The organism is Vibrio sp. Isolate30 (assembly GCF_022397975.1).
GTDB classification, from domain to species: Bacteria; Pseudomonadota; Gammaproteobacteria; order Enterobacterales; family Vibrionaceae; genus Vibrio; species Vibrio fortis.
Window position 1 is genome coordinate 1,120,848 of the sequence record NZ_JAKEUS010000001.1, and the last position, 17,882, is coordinate 1,138,729.

Here is a 17,882-nt window from a genome sequence, read left to right on the forward strand (position 1 = left end):
GTGACCAAGGCATCAGTGTTCTATTATTTGATCGTCAGCATGCACGCATCGGCCTTAGTTTTACCTACATCTTATGAATAACTTGTTGTAACATAAGGCCAATATTACATACATATAAAAACAGGGCTTAAAATGAACGTTTTAGTAACCGGCGGTATGGGCTACATCGGCAGCCATACGAGTATTCAGATGATCAAAGCAGGTATGACGCCTTTCATCTTTGATAATTTATATAATAGTAAGCCAAGCGTTCTTGAGCGTATTGAAAAGGTTTCAGGTGTTAAGCCAGTGTTTGTCGAAGGCGACATCCGTGACAAAGCTCTGTTAATCGAAACACTAAAACAAAACAATATTGAAGCGGTTATTCATTTTGCGGGTTTGAAAGCAGTTGGCGAGTCTGTAGAGAAGCCACTTGAATATTATGATAACAACGTAAATGGGACACTGGTTCTTGTTGATGCAATGCGTGAAGCAGGCGTGAAAACATTGGTATTCAGCTCTTCAGCGACAGTATATGGCGACCCAGTTAGCGTGCCTATTACCGAAGATTTCCCGACAAGTGCAACTAACCCATACGGCCGCAGTAAGCTAATGGTAGAAGAGTGTCTAACGGACTTCCAAAAAGCGAACCCTGACTGGAGTATTACTTTACTTCGTTACTTTAACCCTGTGGGCTCGCACCCAAGTGGTGAACTAGGCGAAGATCCACAAGGTATTCCAAACAACCTAATGCCGTTTGTTTCTCAGGTTGCTGTAGGTCGTCGCGAGTTTCTTTCTGTGTTTGGTAGTGATTACCCAACAAAAGACGGCACTGGCGTACGTGACTACATCCACGTAATGGATCTTTCTGACGGTCATATCGCTGCACTAGAAAAAGTGGGTAAAAAGGATGGTCTTCATATCTATAACTTAGGAACGGGTAACGGTTCTAGTGTTCTAGAGATGGTAAAAGCGTTTGAAGAAGCGAGTGGCAAACAAGTTCCTTATAAGCTAGTTGAACGTCGCCCAGGAGATATTGCTGAGTGTTGGGCAGATCCTGCGAAAGCTGAGCAAGAGCTGGAATGGAAAGCGACACGTACGCTATCCGAAATGACAGCAGACACATGGCGTTGGCAGTCGAACAATCCTAACGGTTTTCCTGGTTGATTTAATAAAATCAGGTCGATTTATTTGCCAAAAAGGTGCCTTAGGGCGCCTTTTTTGATCTGAATCGGAATAAAAGTAAATTTCTGGTTAAAAAGTATCTTTACGCATTCATTGTGTTACTATACGCGCAAAATATATCTTTAATGTTAATTTTGTTTGGAGTTAATCATGGAATTAGGCCTAATCGTTACTTTCATCATCGCTGCAGCCGTTATGGTTAAGAAAGAAATGGCAGAAAAGTAATTTCACTTTCCCCTTTTTATTACAATTTTAAGTGAAATATTGAAAAGCCAGCAGATATGCTGGCTTTTTTGTATTTTAAGCTTGGTAAAGCTTATTAGAATTCGTAGTTAGCAGAGATACCCCAGTTACGACCTGGTTGAGATTTAAAATCTTTGCTGAACTGAGAGTCATGATCGCTTCCTGACAGATCGCTGTATAGCCAGTATTTCTTATCAAGAGCATTAAACAAACCAGCACGAAGAGTTAGGTCGGTTATTGGACGGTAGTAAGCCGTTATATCAACCAGAGTATAACCTGCTGCGTCGGTATTATCTTCGCTATGCCACTCGTCTTTTGCGGCAACCATTTTCACGTTTAGTGCAGTACCGAAAGTTTCTCTTTCAAGGCCTAAACCTACTGTACCTGTTAGTGGTGCTACTGAATCAATTGATTTGCCCGTCGTTTTATCTTCGCCATCTGCATATGCTACAGCTAGGCGAGTGTATGTTCCAAACGGAGCGTTGATTAAACTATCTAAATTGATGGTAGAAGATAGCTCTGCACCGTAGATGGTCACTTCATCTAAGTTTTCTTTAGTGAGAACATCTTTACCGCCTTGTTCACCAGTCTTACTCTGGTTAATAAAGTCAGTGTAATCTGTGTAGAAAGTAGATAATTCAAAGCGAGCGTGTTCGTTTTTACCTCGTAGCCCTAATTCGTAAGAAAGGCTCTTTTCTGCTTTTAGGTTAGGGTTCGCTTCTATGATCGCACCTTGATCGTAGAAGTAGTACAAGTCGTAAACAGTTGGTGCTTTGAAACCTTGACCAATCTGACCAAATACCGACAAGTTGTCATTGATGTGATAAACAGACCCTAGTTTAGCTGTAAACGCGTCGTTTTCGTTCTTCTTATATTCAGTTGTAAAGCCTTCATCTGTAGATGGATCAGCAACGAAAGAGTCATAACGTAAACCAGCTGTTAGAATTAAACGATCTTCCATCAGGAACGCTTGGTCTTGAACAAATGCACCCCATTGAGTGATTTTTGCGTCTGGAATACCAGTGCTGCCTGGCGCAACTGTCCCTTGGTCGAACTTGTAGTCGGTGTTTGTTAGTTCGAAGTCATTTTTGAGATAGCTAAAGCCGTAAGTGAACTCGTGGTCAGAGCCGCTTATATTAACCAACTTAGACAATTGAGTATCAAACTGAAGGGTAACGTCAGAAGCATCACGTTCACGCATACGTCTGCCATTAAAAGGCGTGGTATCGTAGTTCTTACTTAAAGAGCTTGAGTCTTGGTAGCTTACGGACCAATCAAGAGAATCTGCAATAGAAGTATTGATTTCAACCTGTTGCTCTACCGTGGCGCGGAATCTCTTATTTGTATCTTCGTTGAAGTTATCTGTGTACGTGAACCCTGGCATGATTGTATAACCATTGTAATTGAGTTCATCTTCATCGTATTGTCGATTGTAATTCTCAATCGTTAAACCAAGTTTGTTAGTCTCAGATACATTGTAAAAAGCTTTACCTAGGAAGTTACTTAGTTCTGTATCTGCAGGGTTCGCTGCACCGCGATCTGGACCTTCAACATTGGAACCAGAAGAGTGGGTTTCTGTTTCGCTTCCTTGTGCATACGTCGCCATTACTAAAGTTTCTAGCTTTCCTTTACGCATTGCCCAAGATAGGGTGTTCTTAAACTGCTCGTCAGCAGATGTGTAGCTAGATTTAATGCCAAAGCGATGTTCATCACCGTCTGTACGTAACATGTCTTCAGGGTTCTTGGTTCGAAGCATAACTGCACCACCGATTGCATCAGAACCATAAAGGGTAGAAGCAGGCCCCTTATTTACTTCAATGACTTGTAACGTATCAATTTCGATAGCATTTGAATATTTTCTCTGCTCAGATGCACCTGGATTGTACGGTGTTGGCTGCTGCACACCATCGACCATCATCTTAACTCGGTCACCTTCAACACCACGGATGTTAAAGCCTGAAATACCGAATCGACCACTACCATTTGCATCGACGCCAGGTGTGTATTGTAAAGCTTGTTTTACATCTGAAGACATTTGATTATCAATATCTTTTGATGAAACGGTTTCAATTGAGCTAGAAACGTCTTCTTTGTTTTGTTCAGTTCGTGTTGCTGAAACAACAACTTCGTCAAAAAGTGAGTATTCTTCAGCGTGAAGAGCAGGGGAAACAGCTAGTATAATGGAAGCTGACAATAGTGATTTTTTATACATTTTTTTGAAACCTTAAAATCCATAGTAGGTTGCTTGGGCGCATGCCATTCTATTGGATCCAAATGAGAATTACTATTGTTATCATTGCGATTTATTGAGCTTTTTAATGTTTACATATCTATGCTCTTTGACTAAAATTCTTTTCTATCAATAATTTAAGCTCATTTTTGAACTTGAAATTAGTTCAATGAAAGTACGATTGATGTGATTTTTATCACAAAATACATGAGGAAGTAGCTTGTGCAGAGTCCGATTACCCTAGAAGCTTTACACATTTTGGATGCGATTAGTCGTCGTGGTAGCTTTGCGGCTGCGGCCAATGAACTTGACAGAGCACCCTCGTCGTTGAGCTATCAAATTCAAAAGCTTGAACAAGATCTCGATATCATGATCTTCGATCGTTCCGGGCATCGAGCGAATTTTACAGAGGCAGGGCAGCTCATATTAGAGCAAGGACGTTTGATTTTGGGCGCAACCGAGAGGCTAGTGAATGAAGCCAGTATCTTAGCGAATGGTTGGGAGCTTGATCTAACAATCGCGTTTGATGGAATTCTTCCTGTTGCTAACTTTTTTTCACTGATAGATGAACTTGGAAAGATCAGCAAGACTCGAGTGAAACTCCAAGAGGAGATTCTGGCAGGATGTTGGGAGTCGTTAATTGACGATAGAGCCGATTTGTTGGTTTGCCCTAAGATGGAAACTATTCCTAGTGATATGAAAAGTGAAGTCATCGGTAAGCTTGAAATGATGTGGGTCGCTGCCAGCGATCATTATGTACATAAACGTGCTGGAGAGTTCGATCAGAAGGCACGAGAAAGTTACAGGGTAATTGCTATTGCCGATACGGCGCGTGATAAGCCTGCTATTAGTGTTAACATCCTTGAGCGCCAACCAAGGATGACGGTGACTAATTTTGCAGCGAAGGTGGAAGCCATCACGGCAGGGTTAGGAATAGGAACGTTACCGACAGTTGTGGCACAACCTCTGATCGATAGTGGCTTGATTAAGCAAATTGCAGATACAGAAAAACAGAGCGTCGACATTGTTATCGCATGGCGCCGCAATAAGATGGGCGATGCCAAGTCTTGGTGTATCCAACACCTTAAAAAGACTTGGCCGCTCAAATAACCTAAGATTCGTTATATAACTGGTTAATCGTCGATTAAGGCTGAAGTGGTAATACCATATCAGCCGTACCATCTTCAAAACTGATATCGAGTTTGAATCCCATCTTTTGCGCAAGCATTAACATGCCTCGGTTGGTCGGCATTGTCATTCCTGAGATCTGTTTTGTATTTTTAGACTGACAATAATCGATGATTTTCTTCATTAAGACTTTGCCTAACCCAACGCCTTTTAAGTCTGAGCGTATTAATATGGCGAACTCTGCATCGGTATTTTCTGGGTTTATTAATGCTCTTGATACACCAATGATTGATTGAGCGCCTTGTTCTTCTTTAATCACGACAAAGGCGATCTCTCTGTCGAAATCAATCTGTGTTAGATTCGCGAGCGCTTCGTGGTTAAATTCCCCAACATCGCTAAAGAAACGTTTATAAAGATCTTCTTTCGATACTCTACTGATAAAGTCAGCATGGATAGGCTCATCTTCAGGCAGTATTGGCCGTAAAAGAGCAGTAGACCCATCTTTTAGTACAATGGTTTCTTCAAGTTCTACAGGGTAAGGGCGAATCGCCAACCTTTCCTGCGCATTACCTTTGTAGCGTTCAAGCGTGATGTCGGCATCAAGGATTGTAAACTTGTCTCCGTTTGCCAATACTGGATGTATATCCAGTTCCTTTATCTCAGGGCAGTCTACAACCATTTGGGATATTCGAACTAAGAGTTCAGACAATCCTTCAATATCGATAGGGTTAGGGAGTTTCTGTAAACGAATCTTTTCGCTCTTGATAGCACGAATAATCAAATAGCGAGCAAGCGTCATGTTGAGTGGCGGAAATGCAGCTGCCGCATCTAACGATTCATCCCATTCAGAACCACCCTGACCCAATAGGATGATAGGGCCGAATGTTTCATCAGTAGTGACTTTAATTCTAAGTTCTTGTCCACCGGCAAGTTTTGCCATTCCTTGGATCAACAAACCATGAATGTTGGCAGTTGGGTAGGAGAGTTGTGTTCGATCTAAAATAGCTTGTGCTGCATTAGCAACTTCATTGCTATTTCTTAGGTTCAACATAACGCCTTGTACATCTGACTTATGTGGAATGTCTGGTGAACGAAGTTTTACGGCGACTGGGTAGCCGATTGTTTCGGCGATATGTACTGCTTCACTCGGGTCAGATGCAATCCAAGTCGGCAGTACATCTAAGTTAAAGTGCTTAAAATATTGGCTATTTTGGTGTGTATCAAGAACTACTGTATTTTTATCCAGTAGTTGTGTGTCTATCCAATTTTTAGCATCAGCCAGATCATCGATATGAACTTTCTCTGCTGTTGTTGGAGTTTCCATTAGCTGTCTTTGATTTCGTCTGTACTCAACTAAGTGCATGAATGCGACGATTGAACTCTCTGGTGTGCGGTAGGTAGGAATCCCCGCATCGGTAAAGAGTTTTCGTGCAGGTTTGGCTGTAAGTTCACCAGACCAGTTCGTCAATATATTAAAGTGCTTATGCCTTGGGTGCTTTTTAATCGCTTCAATGATCTTCTCGGCAGTACGAGCCGAATGCGCAATGGCTGATGGGCTATGCATAATTAAAATAGCGTCGGCTTCATCTCCATCGAGTAGTGTGTTTATGGTATCGATGTAGCGTTGTTCTCCTGCATCTCCCACGATATCGATTGGGTTACTGTGAGACCAACTTTCAGGCAGTCGCTGATTCAGTTTTTGATAAGTACTTTCTGAAAGCTCGGCTAATTTGCCTCCACGCTCAAATAAGGTATCAACCGCCATGATTGCAGGGCCACCGCCATTCGTGACAATCGCTAGGCGCTCACCTCTAAGCGGTACTGAATGCGTCAATGTTTCTACAGCAGCAAACAGTTCATGCATGTTCTTTACGCGTAACATCCCGCTACGCCTAATCGCGGAATCATAAATAATGTCGAGTGTGTCGGTACCGCCGGTGTGAGCGATTGCGGCTGCTCTTCCTCGTTCTGTGCGGCCACCTTTTAAAACCAATATTCTTCGGTTTCGTGATGCTGCACGTGCGGCAGAGATAAATCGACGCGCGTCTTTAATGGTGTCTATATATAGAAGTATTGCTTCAGTATGAGTATCCGTACTTAGATAATCGAGTAATTCACAGAAGTCGATATCACTACCGTTACCGATTGAAATAAAAGCAGAAAATCCGATCTCTTTGTCATTAGCCCAATCTAAAATTGTGGTACATACAGCTGCAGATTGTGAAACAAAAGCGATTTTACCTGGTAACGCAGATACAGGAGAAAATGAGGCGTTAAGGTTTATCCAAGGAAGTATGATCCCCAAGCTGTTGGGGCCTAAAACTCGAATATTATGCTCTTTGGCGATACGCAAACATTCAAACTCAATCGTTGTACCTTCAGAGGTAACTTGGTGCATGTCAGATGAAAGTACAATCACCGAACGAATTCCTTTGTCTGCAATATCTTTAAAAATTTGTATATTGCGTGACGCATGGGTACAAAGGATAGCGAGATCTGGTGTAATAGGGAGCTGAGAAACATTTTTGTAGGACAGAACACCCGCGACCGAATCATACTTTGGAGTGACTGGCATGACAGCACCTTTAAAGTCACCATGAAGTAGGTTGTTCATTACGATATAGCCGGCTCTAGACTCTCGCTTTGATGCTCCAATGACGGCGATTGAACGAGGTTTAAGTAACGAGTCGAGTGGGTTCATAATACTTCCTTCAAATAAACACCTCATCATCCTAGCGTACTTTTAATAGCCAGGTTGATGGGAATTTCATCGAAATTAGATCATGTATGCGATATGCGATTAAGTTTGTGAAATAGGTCACCCACAAATTGTGTATAATATCAAAGTTAACTTGATTCTATACCGAGCTATCGGCATGATTTATAGTAGTTATTTATTAAGGACGTTGAGCTTTCCATGAAAAAAATTGCAATTGCGACTCTGCCACTTCTGCTGGCTGCATGTGTATCAGAAAACTACATTACGGATGTGACTTCAGAGAGTTATCAAGAAGAGTACAAAACTGCGCAAGTTGAAGCTCCGGTTGTGTCAAAATCAGACCAAATGGGCTCAGGCGTCAGCGAAGAAAATGTAACTGTGAACGTTGTTAAAACTGAACCTGTGAAACAGGAAGTAACTCAAACGACAACAGTAAAACCTGTTGCAACTGTGAAAGGTCCTTCGAAGAAGCAACAAATGAACCAGCGCTTTGGTTACACCGTTCAAGTTGTCGCTGTAGGCAGTCAAAGCAAAGTTGACTCTTTTGTAAATCAGCTTCCAACAACGTCTCAACCTGTTTGGGAAAACTACAAAGTAGTGAACGGTACTAAATGGTTCACGGTACTTTACGGTGATTACGCAACGAAAGCTGAAGCAAAACAAGCGATCTCAACGCTTCCGAAAACTTTCCAGAACTTGAAGCCGTTTGTTAAGAGCATCGACGAGATCAAGAACTCAGCGTACCCAACTTTGAATAAGCTGAACTAACCATAGAAAGAGGGAGCCTAGAGCTCCTTCTTTTTCTCTTATCGTTGTATTCGAGCAATAGTTGAACGCTTAAGCCTGATATCAACACTTTCATCTTCTAAATACTGAAACTCTCTCTCTATTTGTTTATCATTGAGTGAAATGAACCGAGTTCTCAAGGACCGAAAGAAATAATGAACACCACAAATATTCTTCTTTTATGCGGCGGCGGCTCATCTGAGCATGAAGTATCGTTAGTATCAGCTGGCTATCTTTTCGAACAACTAAATCGAATTGAAGATTTCAATGTCGTACGTGTTGAGATTAAAAGTGAAGGGTGGTGTCTTGATTCTGGTGAACTTGTCTACTTAGACATCAACAATCAAATGCTGTGCGGTGAGAAAGATCAAACTAAAATCGATTTCATTGCTCCATGTATCCATGGTTTTCCAGGTGAAACTGGGGATATCCAGTCTTTGTTTGAAATGGCAAAGATTCCGTACTTAGGCTGTGGTTCAGAAGCAAGTAATAACAGCTTCAATAAAATCACATCTAAACTTTGGTACGACGCTCTAGGCATCGCAAACACACCATACCTTTTCCTATCGGACAATAACGAGCAAAGCCATACTGCTGCGAAAGAAGCATTCGAAAAGTGGGGCAAAGTATTTGTCAAAGCGGCAAGACAAGGCTCTTCAGTCGGTTGTTACCAAGTGACCGAAAGTGAGCAGCTAGAGGAAGCCGTCAACAAAGCATTTACATTCTCTGATCAAGTGTTAGTAGAGAAAGCCGTTGTGCCTCGTGAATTAGAAGTCGCTGCATATGAGATGGACGGTGAACTTTACATCAGTAAACCTGGTGAAGTGATAGCGCCAAATGGGGCGTTTTATACGTATGAAGAGAAATATGGTGCAGATAGCCATTCGACAACGGAAGTTGAAGCATCGAATCTGACTCAAGAACAACTCGATCAGATTGATAACGATGCACGTAAAGTGTTTACTCAGATGAAATTACGCCATCTCTCGCGCATTGATTTCTTCCTAACAGAAGATAATGAAATTTACCTAAACGAGGTGAATACCTTCCCGGGAATGACACCTATCTCTATGTTCCCTAAGATGGTAGAACATAATGGCCACGCCTTCAGCTCATTCCTCGAAAACTGCGTTCGTACTAGCCTAAAATAGACTTACGTTTTCCGTGGTAGTGCTCATGACTGCCACGGAATAATCTCCTTAAATATAATTTTCCCTTCTTCTGACTTTGCTAAATGGCCAAGATATTGAGCAGGCATGACTGGGCTCATCCATCGACCAAAATCCTGTATTTCTCGTATGTTCATCCCTTGTTTTGCAAGTTCTTGTGTAGCCCCAACGCGAATAGAATTACCTGAAAAACTTAAGCTTCCTGATAATTCAAGTAAATCACTAGCACGCCTAACAATCCTATAAATAGAAGAGTCATCAAGAGGCTCACTGTGCACATGGCCATGACGATCAATAGAACGGAATAAAGGTTGTTCTTCAAAAGAGCCACTCATCTCAATCCAACGTTGAACATATTTAGTCGCAATGTCAGATAGTTGATAAGTTGAATCAGACAAGACAACGCAAGCAGAGCCTTCATTGATTGAAATGTGATTGGACTTTAATCCCTTTAGCTCTGAGCGTTTAAGCGCGCATTCAAACATGACATTGTAGATTGCAATATCACGAGCATCTTTAAATGATGCATTGGGTCTATCGAGTATTTTGTTGAGTTGAGTTAAATGATGGTAAGTCATCGCGTTCGTTTGTTTAGCATCACCCGATTTTGAGATCTGCAATTGAACCAAGGTCAACCGAATCTGTTTGTGTTTAATTGGGTTAGGGAAGCCCAATATCGTATGTAGAAGTGACAACGTTGCAGTGTAACGTTTGAGTGACGCAAATTTTCTGTCCTGCGCCTCGATCTCCAAAAAACGACGAATAGCGGTGACTGACGCTGGCAACGTATTTATATGATGTTTAAGGCAAAATGCTAAGTAACGGTTCCAATCTGAAAATATCCCTAGCAGAGAGTTTCGAGAATATTGATTGTCGGTCAACTCATCTATAACATCTACTGAAACCTCGTTATTGAGCTTATCAACAAAGAAATTAACTTGTGAAGGGTCGGTCAAAACCGGAACTTTTTTTCTCAAATTACCGTACCTGATCAGGTGTTTTTATCATATTATGCTTGATATCATTAATAGTACACTTATGATTAGTGTAGTGAAAACAGAAAGATGATTCATAGATATGGCTAATTCGATTTATCGAGGAGTTCATCTGCAATCAACAGATGCGACGAATACTATTTGGCGTGCAAAATTAAAAAACCACGCAATTCAAGGTAACTTGACCGCTTTGAAGAAGAGCATCGATTGGTGGATTGACACTGCATCTATCATTGATCCAAAAGAGTTCACTTCATTAAACAAACCTCGTGCAGGTTCTGGTGGCCAAGCGGAAAACTTTAATGGCTATCAAATCAAGAACGATACCGGCGAACCTAATGCCTGGTACTGTATGTTTAACGGTCGCCTTATTAAAGGGTCAAAAACCGCAATACAGCGCCATATCGAAGCTTATTTGGTGGCAAAGCAAAAAGCCCAGCAACAACAAAAGAAGTAAATAACTATGAGCTTAGTGTATTCCACAGAAACGGGTCGTATTAAACCTGAGGAAGAAAAAGTCGAGCGTCCTAAAGGCGATGGCATCGTTCGAATTCAACGAGAAACTAAAGGCCGCAAAGGCAAAGGCGTTTCTGTTGTAACAGGTTTAGACCTAGATGACGCGCCACTGAAATTAATGGCAGCGGAACTTAAAAAAGTTTGCGGTTGTGGCGGCTCTGTAAAAGACGGCAACATCGAAATTCAAGGCGATGCTCGCGATAAAATCAAAGCGCATCTTGAAAAGAAAGGTCTTAAAGTTAAATTAGCCGGTGGTTAATCTAGCTAATATTAAAGTTAAGAATCGAAGATTATTATCATTAGATATTAGCTATTTTATGGTAAATAAGCACTTTGGTTAAATAACTTCAATATCACGCAGTAAGACCAAGATTGAAATAAGGCAGGGTATCTAGAAAGAGCTCTGCCTTATTCATAATACCCGTAATTTAACATAATATACATAATGCGCAGTTGGATTGTGCTTATTGGGCATGGCGCTCTGGGCTTTCTGTTACGTTGAACCTTGTGACTGACAAGCTTTTACGAGCTGCGTCCATTGCTTGTTGGTCTGTTTTGTATGGCCCGTAGATTTTGGTTTGGTGGCTTTGGTACTCATTCACGTTTGCAACTGACATGAACCAGTCGCCAATTAAAAATTCTGAGTCAGCCAGTTCATTCACTTCTAGGAAGTTTAAGCCAACTACGTTCGACACCATGCATTGAACTTGATTGGAGTCTTCACGGTATCCAAGCATCTTCACATGATTTTTATCTGACTCTCGCATCAACAACATTTCATGTAGCCACTCTAAGCTGTCGAAGATCTTTTTGTATTGTGCCTTTGCATGTTCATCATTGGCATCTTCAAGTGATTCATCCACATCATTGTGTAACCAGTTAATGGATTGTTTGAGCTCAGCCGCTGTCATCATTTCATTGACCTCACAAGTTTAATTCCGAAGCGCTTTAACTCAAGGCCGCCGAAGTTATTGACCGTGAAGCTTGAACTATCTAACTCGTAGTTTCCCGATTTATAAGCCGATTGGTCATCTTGTAATGATAGCTTCATTTCAACTGGGAACTTGCCACCTAGATATGCGTAGCCGATTTGCTCTCTTATCGTTCTGGCTTGCTTACCATCTTTACCTGGCAATGTTCGTGTGATTGGTTGTTCATGTTCTGGGAAGATTTCTATTTTCAACATTTGCTTTCCTTACTTATGCGACAGCTTTAAATGGAAGTACATTAGACTTTGATGCTGTAGGCAGTTGATACCAGTCTGGTATCAACAACGGCTCTACAGTAATCACCTCTGAACGTTTTAGCGTCGGGCAGATTCGCGTAACGTCGAACGGTTGGCCTATGTCTAATCCTATTTTCTTGAGTCGTGCTTTGTGAACAAAGAAATTAGAGCGAGTTAAAATCCCTCTAATATCAGTTCCGTTTTGCCACATAACTGCATAACTTTGAGTGGCATTTGCGGCTTGTCTACTATTCACAACTCCTAACTCAAGTAACTGATCTGCTATGCTTTTATGTTCATCATGATTAATGTGTATGGTTTTCATAGCGTCCTCGATATTATTCAGATGGTTGTAAAAATCTTGTTCGGTTACCAGACCATAAAATTGAAGGTTGTACCTCTTTAATAAAGATTGCCTTAGGCTATGTTCTTCTCGTACAACACCATTTGATTCACAGTAACTTATTAATTTATCTATATATTCCAACTGTGACGACGTAACGCCTCGCTTCTTTCTTTTGTCTGCTTTCAAGTGCTCCTTAAGTTCGAATGCCTTACTGTATAGTTTTATCATCATCCAACTCGATGCTTCACCCCAGTTACATGTCATACCGTTCGGGTACAACTTTGGAAGCCTCGCACGACCAACTGATATTGAAGACATCCCACGTATAAAAGACGCTTCTTTCCCCTCGCCTACACTGTGATTCCTCGTCCAGTCAATCGATGTAATTTCAGCGCCATCACCAATAAGAGAAGATGATTTCCCTTCTTCAGTTTGCCTATGTGCGAGACGAGTGTTTTTTGTAAATGGAGGAAGATCATACTTAGCTAGAATGTGGTTATAGATTTCAACGCACTCATCAAGGCTTTTTAATCCAAACAAGTTATCCATTCTTTGCCAGCGTGAAGGATTGCCCTCCATACGAACCCGATACCCATCACAACGAATGGTCAATTTAGTACTAAATGAACCCTCGAGTCTTTTTTGGTTCACTGATGGAGGTAATTTCTCACCAGTCTCCATATCCAACCTTTCAATAACATGCGTCCCGACAAGTGGAAGTCCACCTTCGGGATGATCTTGTTGCATGAAAAGTTGGTCAATGAAGAACATACGAAAAACCTGTCAATACCTCTACACAATGAATTTATGTAACCCTACAGAATGAATTTAGGGTCGAATGTAAATATATAGGGTTATAATTGACTCTACAAGATAAAAATGAGGTTGATATTGTGTCTATAGGTGAAAATCTTAAACGGTTACGGCGTGATAAAGGCTGGACTCAAGGAGCTTTGGCAAAAGAATGTGGTATCAGATTAGGACAGATATCAAAGATTGAGCGTAATGAAACAGATCCTAAGTTAAGCACGATTTACGCGTTAACGAAGGCTTTGGAGTGCACTCCGAATGCTCTACTCAACGATAGTGCTGAGACCACATTAGATGCGAAAATGGAGATAGCCTTAGAAAGAGTTCAACGACTCCCAGATAACGATAAAGATCACTTATTAGCGACCATAGACAAGTACTGTATAGCAACAAGCCTACAAAGTATGATCGAGAATAATACTGTTCTTGGGGTTTCTGTATTTGACGGCAAGACGCCGGAAATGGAATGAGGAGTCCTAAAGTCAGGACTTAGTTGGGGTGTAACAGGAACCCCAACTTGAGAGAGTCAGTTTTGCGCGCTTTCGCTTGCCTCCCAAAACCTGCCTCTCTCTCATCATGAGCATGACTGGGGGGGGTTGGATAGTTAGCTTATATACCAAGAAGTGCCCTATTTTTTGGTTCCCCAAAATACTCAGAACGTTTCAAAATGAAACAAGAGTACACTATTAAAGATAGTGTACCTTGAAACTAGTGAATCAACGACTGACGCACTACGTTTGTCCACTCATTTTATCTCTACACGCAAGCGTATAGCAGAAAAAATTGAGTCTTATTTAAGGTAACTTATGAAAGAGCATATGATTGAAAACCTATGGCATTACACTACCGTGGACTCAGCTCACTCCATAATTCGTTCAAACTCTGTATGGGCAACAGCCACGGCCTTTCTAAATGATAAAAATGAACTCACTCAAGCTATCGAACTTTTCTTTGAAGAAATCAAACAACGTAATCCTAGAAATATAGACACTATAATCTACGAAAGCTTCACTTATCATTGTAAGTACCTGCATTACATATTTTCTATGTCGACATCACCTAATGTTCTCAGTCAATGGCGAGCTTACGGAGACGATGGTTATGGACTTGCTCTAAACTTGTCTTTTGACTTAACTGCAGACAACGACGTTACATTAATTCCATGCTTATATGAAAATCATGACATAGCTGTTAAGGATATTACAAACCGGCACTGGGAAGACATCTGTAAAATTACTGCAGACAACAGTAGAGCGATACTTTCAAAAATCTTTCCTGAACTATTAGCTATCAAAAATGAACACTTTTCTGAAGAACAAGAGGTTAGATTAATAAAATCAACTCATGCTAAAGATGCGAAAACAAGAGTAAGAGATAGGTTGATAATCCCTTATACCACTATACCTTTTAGAAGTTGTGATACTGTGGTTCTTGGTCCTAAAAGTTCTGAAAATAATGCAATGATATTAAAGGCAGTGTTTGGTATGACTTACGAGCAAGTTCAGAGATTTGATTGTGGTTATAAATAAAACGTCAAAAGAGTACGCATTATGCAAATTATATTACGGGCTTCACTCATCAAACGATTCTCACGATGAGCATTAAAAAAGGCCAGCAAGCTGGCCTTTCTAATTGAGCATATCCCTCGCCCACGTTTAATTTCATTCAGGCTTACAGCAAACCCTCAACATAATTCATCACCATAATRCGCAGTTGGCTTGTAAGAGCAATATAGTAATGTCCGGTTTGAGAAACTTTAAAATGTCCTCCTAAGCTTAAAACATTGTTTAGCTTTGAGGACTAAATTGCTGTTAATTACTATGAGTGATCACGAGATAAATCGATTCAAAGTTCTAACGGATGTACAAGAAAAACGCTTACGACAAGTTGACGCTGCGGACATTTTAAATGTCTCAACTCGACATGTCAGACGACTGTTGAGCCAGTTAGCAACTTATGGTGCGCAAAGCTTGGTACATGCAGCCCGCGGTCGCCCAAGCAACCGACGCTATGATGATAACTTTCGAGCTGAAGTATTATGGATTGTACGTGAACACTATTTCGATTTTTCACCCACATTTGCGCTAGAAAAACTCTCTGAGAACCATAATCTGATTGTTTCAAAAGAAACTCTGCGCCAATGGATGATCGTTGATGGACTTTGGACTCCATACTTTAAGCGCAAACCAAGAATCTACCAGCCTCGCTATCGACGTGATTGTTTAGGCGAGCTCGTTCAAATTGATGGCTCACACCATGATTGGTTTGAAGGCCGCAGCGATAAGTGTTGCTTTCTGGTTTTCAACGATGATGCAACTTGCCGGTTGATGAACCTGCGATTCAGTGAGACCAAATCCCATTTGTAATGCGTGTTTATCGGACTTCTCACAAACGTTCGCACTGGTGAAACTGACTGAATTAGATAATGCAAACCACTCCGCCAACTATCATTAAGGTACGTTGTAATGAAATGTATCATCCTATGCATTGACCTGTTGTATTTGTTTTTGGCGAAATCGTTCTAGTAAGGCTTATAACGTTTAGTCTAGCTCTGAATAAATGCTTTGAAGTTGAGACTTATCATTACACTGTAACTTATTCTGTATTAGCCATCTTTCGATGAAGTTGTAGAAGCTCCAACCGTTTATTTGAAAGATCATTCGCTACACTGTCACAGAATAATCAAACGAAATCTGAGACTGGCTATTTCCCAGAGAATGGTCGTGTTCAATATAACGAATCCTAAAGCTGTTTCCCAAGCTCAATGCATATACATACTGAGTTTAGAAGGTGCCTTCCATTTACCTAATTAACGTTTTTATACAACAACACAACCTAATTAATCTCCATCCTTTGTCTCCAGCTTGAGGAGCAGGAACTGAAACCTATTTGAAAATGGCTCATTAAAAACAATGAGTTAAACACAATAATCTGACAAAAATTCAATAAATTGAGAGCGCTGTCAGTATTCGTGACGCTAGATTTTATACAAACACCTCTCGTGATTATTATTACGTAATTTTATTACACACAATGCCGCGTTGATTTTTGGCTAGCAGACTATGCTTAACTAAGATGTTGATTAAAGACGCTTTTATCTAGTCGAGTGCGGATTTACGGCGATATATGGAGGTTAATGTGTTCGCTAGGTAGAAAGGATATTTTTAGTTATAGTGCACCAGTGTGATAAAAAAGAAGGGCTGATGCCCTACTCTTTAGTTTCTGATTCTTCACGGATTTGTTGAGCCACGATCTTAATGGCTTCTGCTGTGCTGACACCTTGAGTCATTAATTCTTGAATTCTCTCTACAGCTGCTTGCTGTTCTTCATGTGTCAGTGTTGGCAAATCGTTTAGCATGTTCAGCTCCTTTTACTTAGGAGCTGAACTATATAGAGACTATTAGTAACTAGCAAGGAAATTGATTGAAGCGCCCATCGCGTTTTCGTTAGTGTAGTTTGCACTAATATCGAGTTGGAATAGGTTTAGAGGAGATAGTCCAACACCGGCTGTAATCGTCCCTTCTGAATCAGAGTAAGCAAGGTTCTTATAGTACCCTCCTCTCAGTTTCAGTTGACGTAAGATATCTACTTCAGTACCAACGCGAATCATCTGCTCGTTATCATCAAAACTCGTGAACTTTTCAGCCTCGTTAATATCGTAGTCAACGCTAAGCGTAAAGTAGTCTGCAACAATACCAGCACCTACAGTATAAACTGGCTCAAGCTTGTACGAGTACTTGCCACCAATATAGTGGCCTGAACCTGCAACAGACTCTCTTGTTGTGTCTTTAGTTTCAATGTCACGAGCTAACAAGTTTGTCGCAGAAAATCCAACTCTAAACGGGCCAAAAAACCACAATGCGCCCGCGTCGATATTAAACTCTGTATTTCCATCATCATTCTCACGCACATCTGATAGATCGTAGTCACTAATCGTCGCTACATAATTATAAGTGTAGATACGTTGGATTTTTGGAGTTACACCAAATGACAGGTGTTGTCCCATAAATGTTTGGTACTTTGCTAAAGATATACCGATTTCCGTAACACCTACCGATACGGCTTCAACAGCTGAGCGTTGAAGGTTGTCGCTATCACTCCCGCTCGTATATACATCAGGAGTAACAAAACTTTCTGTGTACGCCTTAGCAAACGCGTTTGCAGCAACAAATTGGTTTGGAATTGCAAATGCGACGACACCGCCTAAATCAAAATTGGCTTGATTTCCATCGAGTTTATTTAGAGCCGTTGTAATATCTGAACCTGACGCATCTAACACAGCATCAATGTTCGATTTCATATCATCTGGGTCATTGTAGCTACCACCAAAACTAGGTGTAATCATACCTAAGTCGTCGTTACGACGATAAATAGCAACTAAAGCGGGGTTATAAAATGGAGCTGTTAAGAAGTTAGCTGATACAACACCAACACCACCCATAGCGTCTCCGCGCGCTTCGATGGCATAGTTTGCTGCTGTAGCAGGAAGGCTAGCTAAGGCTATTGACGTTGCGAGTAGTTTTATCGTTTTGTTCATGCTGATAGTTCTTT

The 17,882-nt window shown here is 41.0% G+C and carries 17 protein-coding genes; 9 read left to right on the forward strand and 8 right to left on the reverse strand.

The annotated features are described in order from the left end of the window. The first annotated feature begins 132 nt into the window (after positions 1–132). Positions 133–1,146, forward strand: coding sequence for a UDP-glucose 4-epimerase GalE (gene galE / locus L1D60_RS04875; protein WP_239839991.1), 1,014 nt, complete (start codon positions 133–135; stop codon positions 1,144–1,146). A gap of 337 nt (positions 1,147–1,483) precedes the next feature. On the opposite strand, the gene L1D60_RS04880 is transcribed toward galE, so the two are convergent. Then, positions 1,484–3,619, reverse strand: a complete 2,136-nt coding sequence (locus L1D60_RS04880) for a TonB-dependent hemoglobin/transferrin/lactoferrin family receptor (RefSeq protein WP_239839992.1) — start codon at positions 3,617–3,619, stop codon at positions 1,484–1,486. 240 nt (positions 3,620–3,859) lie between these two features. Between L1D60_RS04880 and L1D60_RS04885 the strand changes: the two genes are divergently transcribed. Then, positions 3,860–4,747: a LysR family transcriptional regulator gene (locus tag L1D60_RS04885; protein WP_239839993.1), complete on the forward strand. Its 888-nt coding sequence runs from the start codon at positions 3,860–3,862 to the stop codon at positions 4,745–4,747. 34 nt (positions 4,748–4,781) lie between these two features. Here the strand turns inward: L1D60_RS04885 and L1D60_RS04890 are convergent, their stop codons facing one another. Further along, positions 4,782–7,466 carry a bifunctional acetate--CoA ligase family protein/GNAT family N-acetyltransferase gene (locus L1D60_RS04890; protein WP_239839994.1) on the reverse strand — a complete coding sequence of 895 codons (2,685 nt, stop codon included), beginning with the start codon at positions 7,464–7,466 and terminating at the stop codon, positions 4,782–4,784. 216 nt (positions 7,467–7,682) lie between these two features. On the opposite strand from L1D60_RS04890, the gene L1D60_RS04895 reads away from it, so the two are divergent. After that, positions 7,683–8,252, forward strand: a complete 570-nt coding sequence (locus tag L1D60_RS04895) for an SPOR domain-containing protein (RefSeq protein ID WP_239839995.1) — start codon at positions 7,683–7,685, stop codon at positions 8,250–8,252. Between the two features lie 173 nt (positions 8,253–8,425). Further along, complete coding sequence (locus L1D60_RS04900) at positions 8,426–9,421, forward strand: D-alanine--D-alanine ligase (protein ID WP_239839996.1); 996 nt, start codon at positions 8,426–8,428, stop codon at positions 9,419–9,421. A gap of 23 nt (positions 9,422–9,444) precedes the next feature. Here the strand turns inward: L1D60_RS04900 and L1D60_RS04905 are convergent, their stop codons facing one another. Continuing rightward, entirely contained in the window at positions 9,445–10,416 is a 972-nt protein-coding gene (locus tag L1D60_RS04905; RefSeq protein ID WP_239839997.1) for a tyrosine-type recombinase/integrase, read from the reverse strand. Positions 10,417–10,516: 100 nt separating this feature from the next. Here L1D60_RS04905 and L1D60_RS04910 point away from each other — a divergent pair, with 100 nt between their 5' ends. Both L1D60_RS04910 and yciH read left to right on the forward strand, forming a co-directional pair. Continuing rightward, a complete protein-coding gene (locus L1D60_RS04910; protein WP_152470588.1) occupies positions 10,517–10,891 on the forward strand; it encodes a DUF3319 domain-containing protein in 375 nt (124 codons plus the stop codon). A gap of 6 nt (positions 10,892–10,897) precedes the next feature. Next, complete coding sequence (yciH, locus tag L1D60_RS04915; RefSeq protein ID WP_032552543.1) at positions 10,898–11,209, forward strand: stress response translation initiation inhibitor YciH; 312 nt, start codon at positions 10,898–10,900, stop codon at positions 11,207–11,209. A 205-nt stretch (positions 11,210–11,414) separates the two neighbouring features. Here yciH and L1D60_RS04920 read toward each other — a convergent pair whose 3' ends face one another. The 3 genes from L1D60_RS04920 to L1D60_RS04930 are packed head-to-tail and all read right to left on the reverse strand — an operon-like array spanning position 11,415 to position 13,292. Next, positions 11,415–11,864: a hypothetical protein gene (locus L1D60_RS04920; RefSeq protein ID WP_239839998.1), complete on the reverse strand. Its 450-nt coding sequence runs from the start codon at positions 11,862–11,864 to the stop codon at positions 11,415–11,417. Beyond that, complete coding sequence (locus L1D60_RS04925; protein ID WP_239839999.1) at positions 11,861–12,136, reverse strand: G5P family DNA-binding protein; 276 nt, start codon at positions 12,134–12,136, stop codon at positions 11,861–11,863. The genes L1D60_RS04920 and L1D60_RS04925 overlap by 4 nt, the downstream gene beginning before the upstream one ends. 13 nt (positions 12,137–12,149) lie before the next feature. Then, positions 12,150–13,292: a phage/plasmid replication protein, II/X family gene (locus tag L1D60_RS04930; protein WP_239840000.1), complete on the reverse strand. Its 1,143-nt coding sequence runs from the start codon at positions 13,290–13,292 to the stop codon at positions 12,150–12,152. Positions 13,293–13,381: 89 nt separating this feature from the next. Here L1D60_RS04930 and L1D60_RS04935 point away from each other — a divergent pair, with 89 nt between their 5' ends. The 3 genes from L1D60_RS04935 (at position 13,382) to L1D60_RS04945 (ending at position 15,697) form a co-directional block, all read left to right on the forward strand. Continuing rightward, complete coding sequence (locus L1D60_RS04935; protein ID WP_239840001.1) at positions 13,382–13,801, forward strand: helix-turn-helix transcriptional regulator; 420 nt, start codon at positions 13,382–13,384, stop codon at positions 13,799–13,801. 336 nt (positions 13,802–14,137) lie between these two features. Continuing rightward, positions 14,138–14,860, forward strand: a complete 723-nt coding sequence (locus tag L1D60_RS04940) for a DUF2971 domain-containing protein (protein WP_239840002.1) — start codon at positions 14,138–14,140, stop codon at positions 14,858–14,860. Between the two features lie 276 nt (positions 14,861–15,136). Further along, a complete protein-coding gene (locus L1D60_RS04945) occupies positions 15,137–15,697 on the forward strand; it encodes a helix-turn-helix domain-containing protein (protein ID WP_239840003.1) in 561 nt (186 codons plus the stop codon). Positions 15,698–16,539: 842 nt separating this feature from the next. Here the strand turns inward: L1D60_RS04945 and L1D60_RS04950 are convergent. Both L1D60_RS04950 and L1D60_RS04955 read right to left on the reverse strand, forming a co-directional pair. Then, the gene (locus tag L1D60_RS04950) at positions 16,540–16,689 is read right to left on the reverse strand and encodes a YoaH family protein (protein WP_239840004.1); all 150 of its coding nucleotides are present in this window, start codon (positions 16,687–16,689) and stop codon (positions 16,540–16,542) included. A 42-nt stretch (positions 16,690–16,731) separates the two neighbouring features. Beyond that, a complete protein-coding gene (locus L1D60_RS04955) occupies positions 16,732–17,868 on the reverse strand; it encodes a conjugal transfer protein TraF (RefSeq protein ID WP_239840005.1) in 1,137 nt (378 codons plus the stop codon). Positions 17,869–17,882 lie beyond the last annotated feature (14 nt).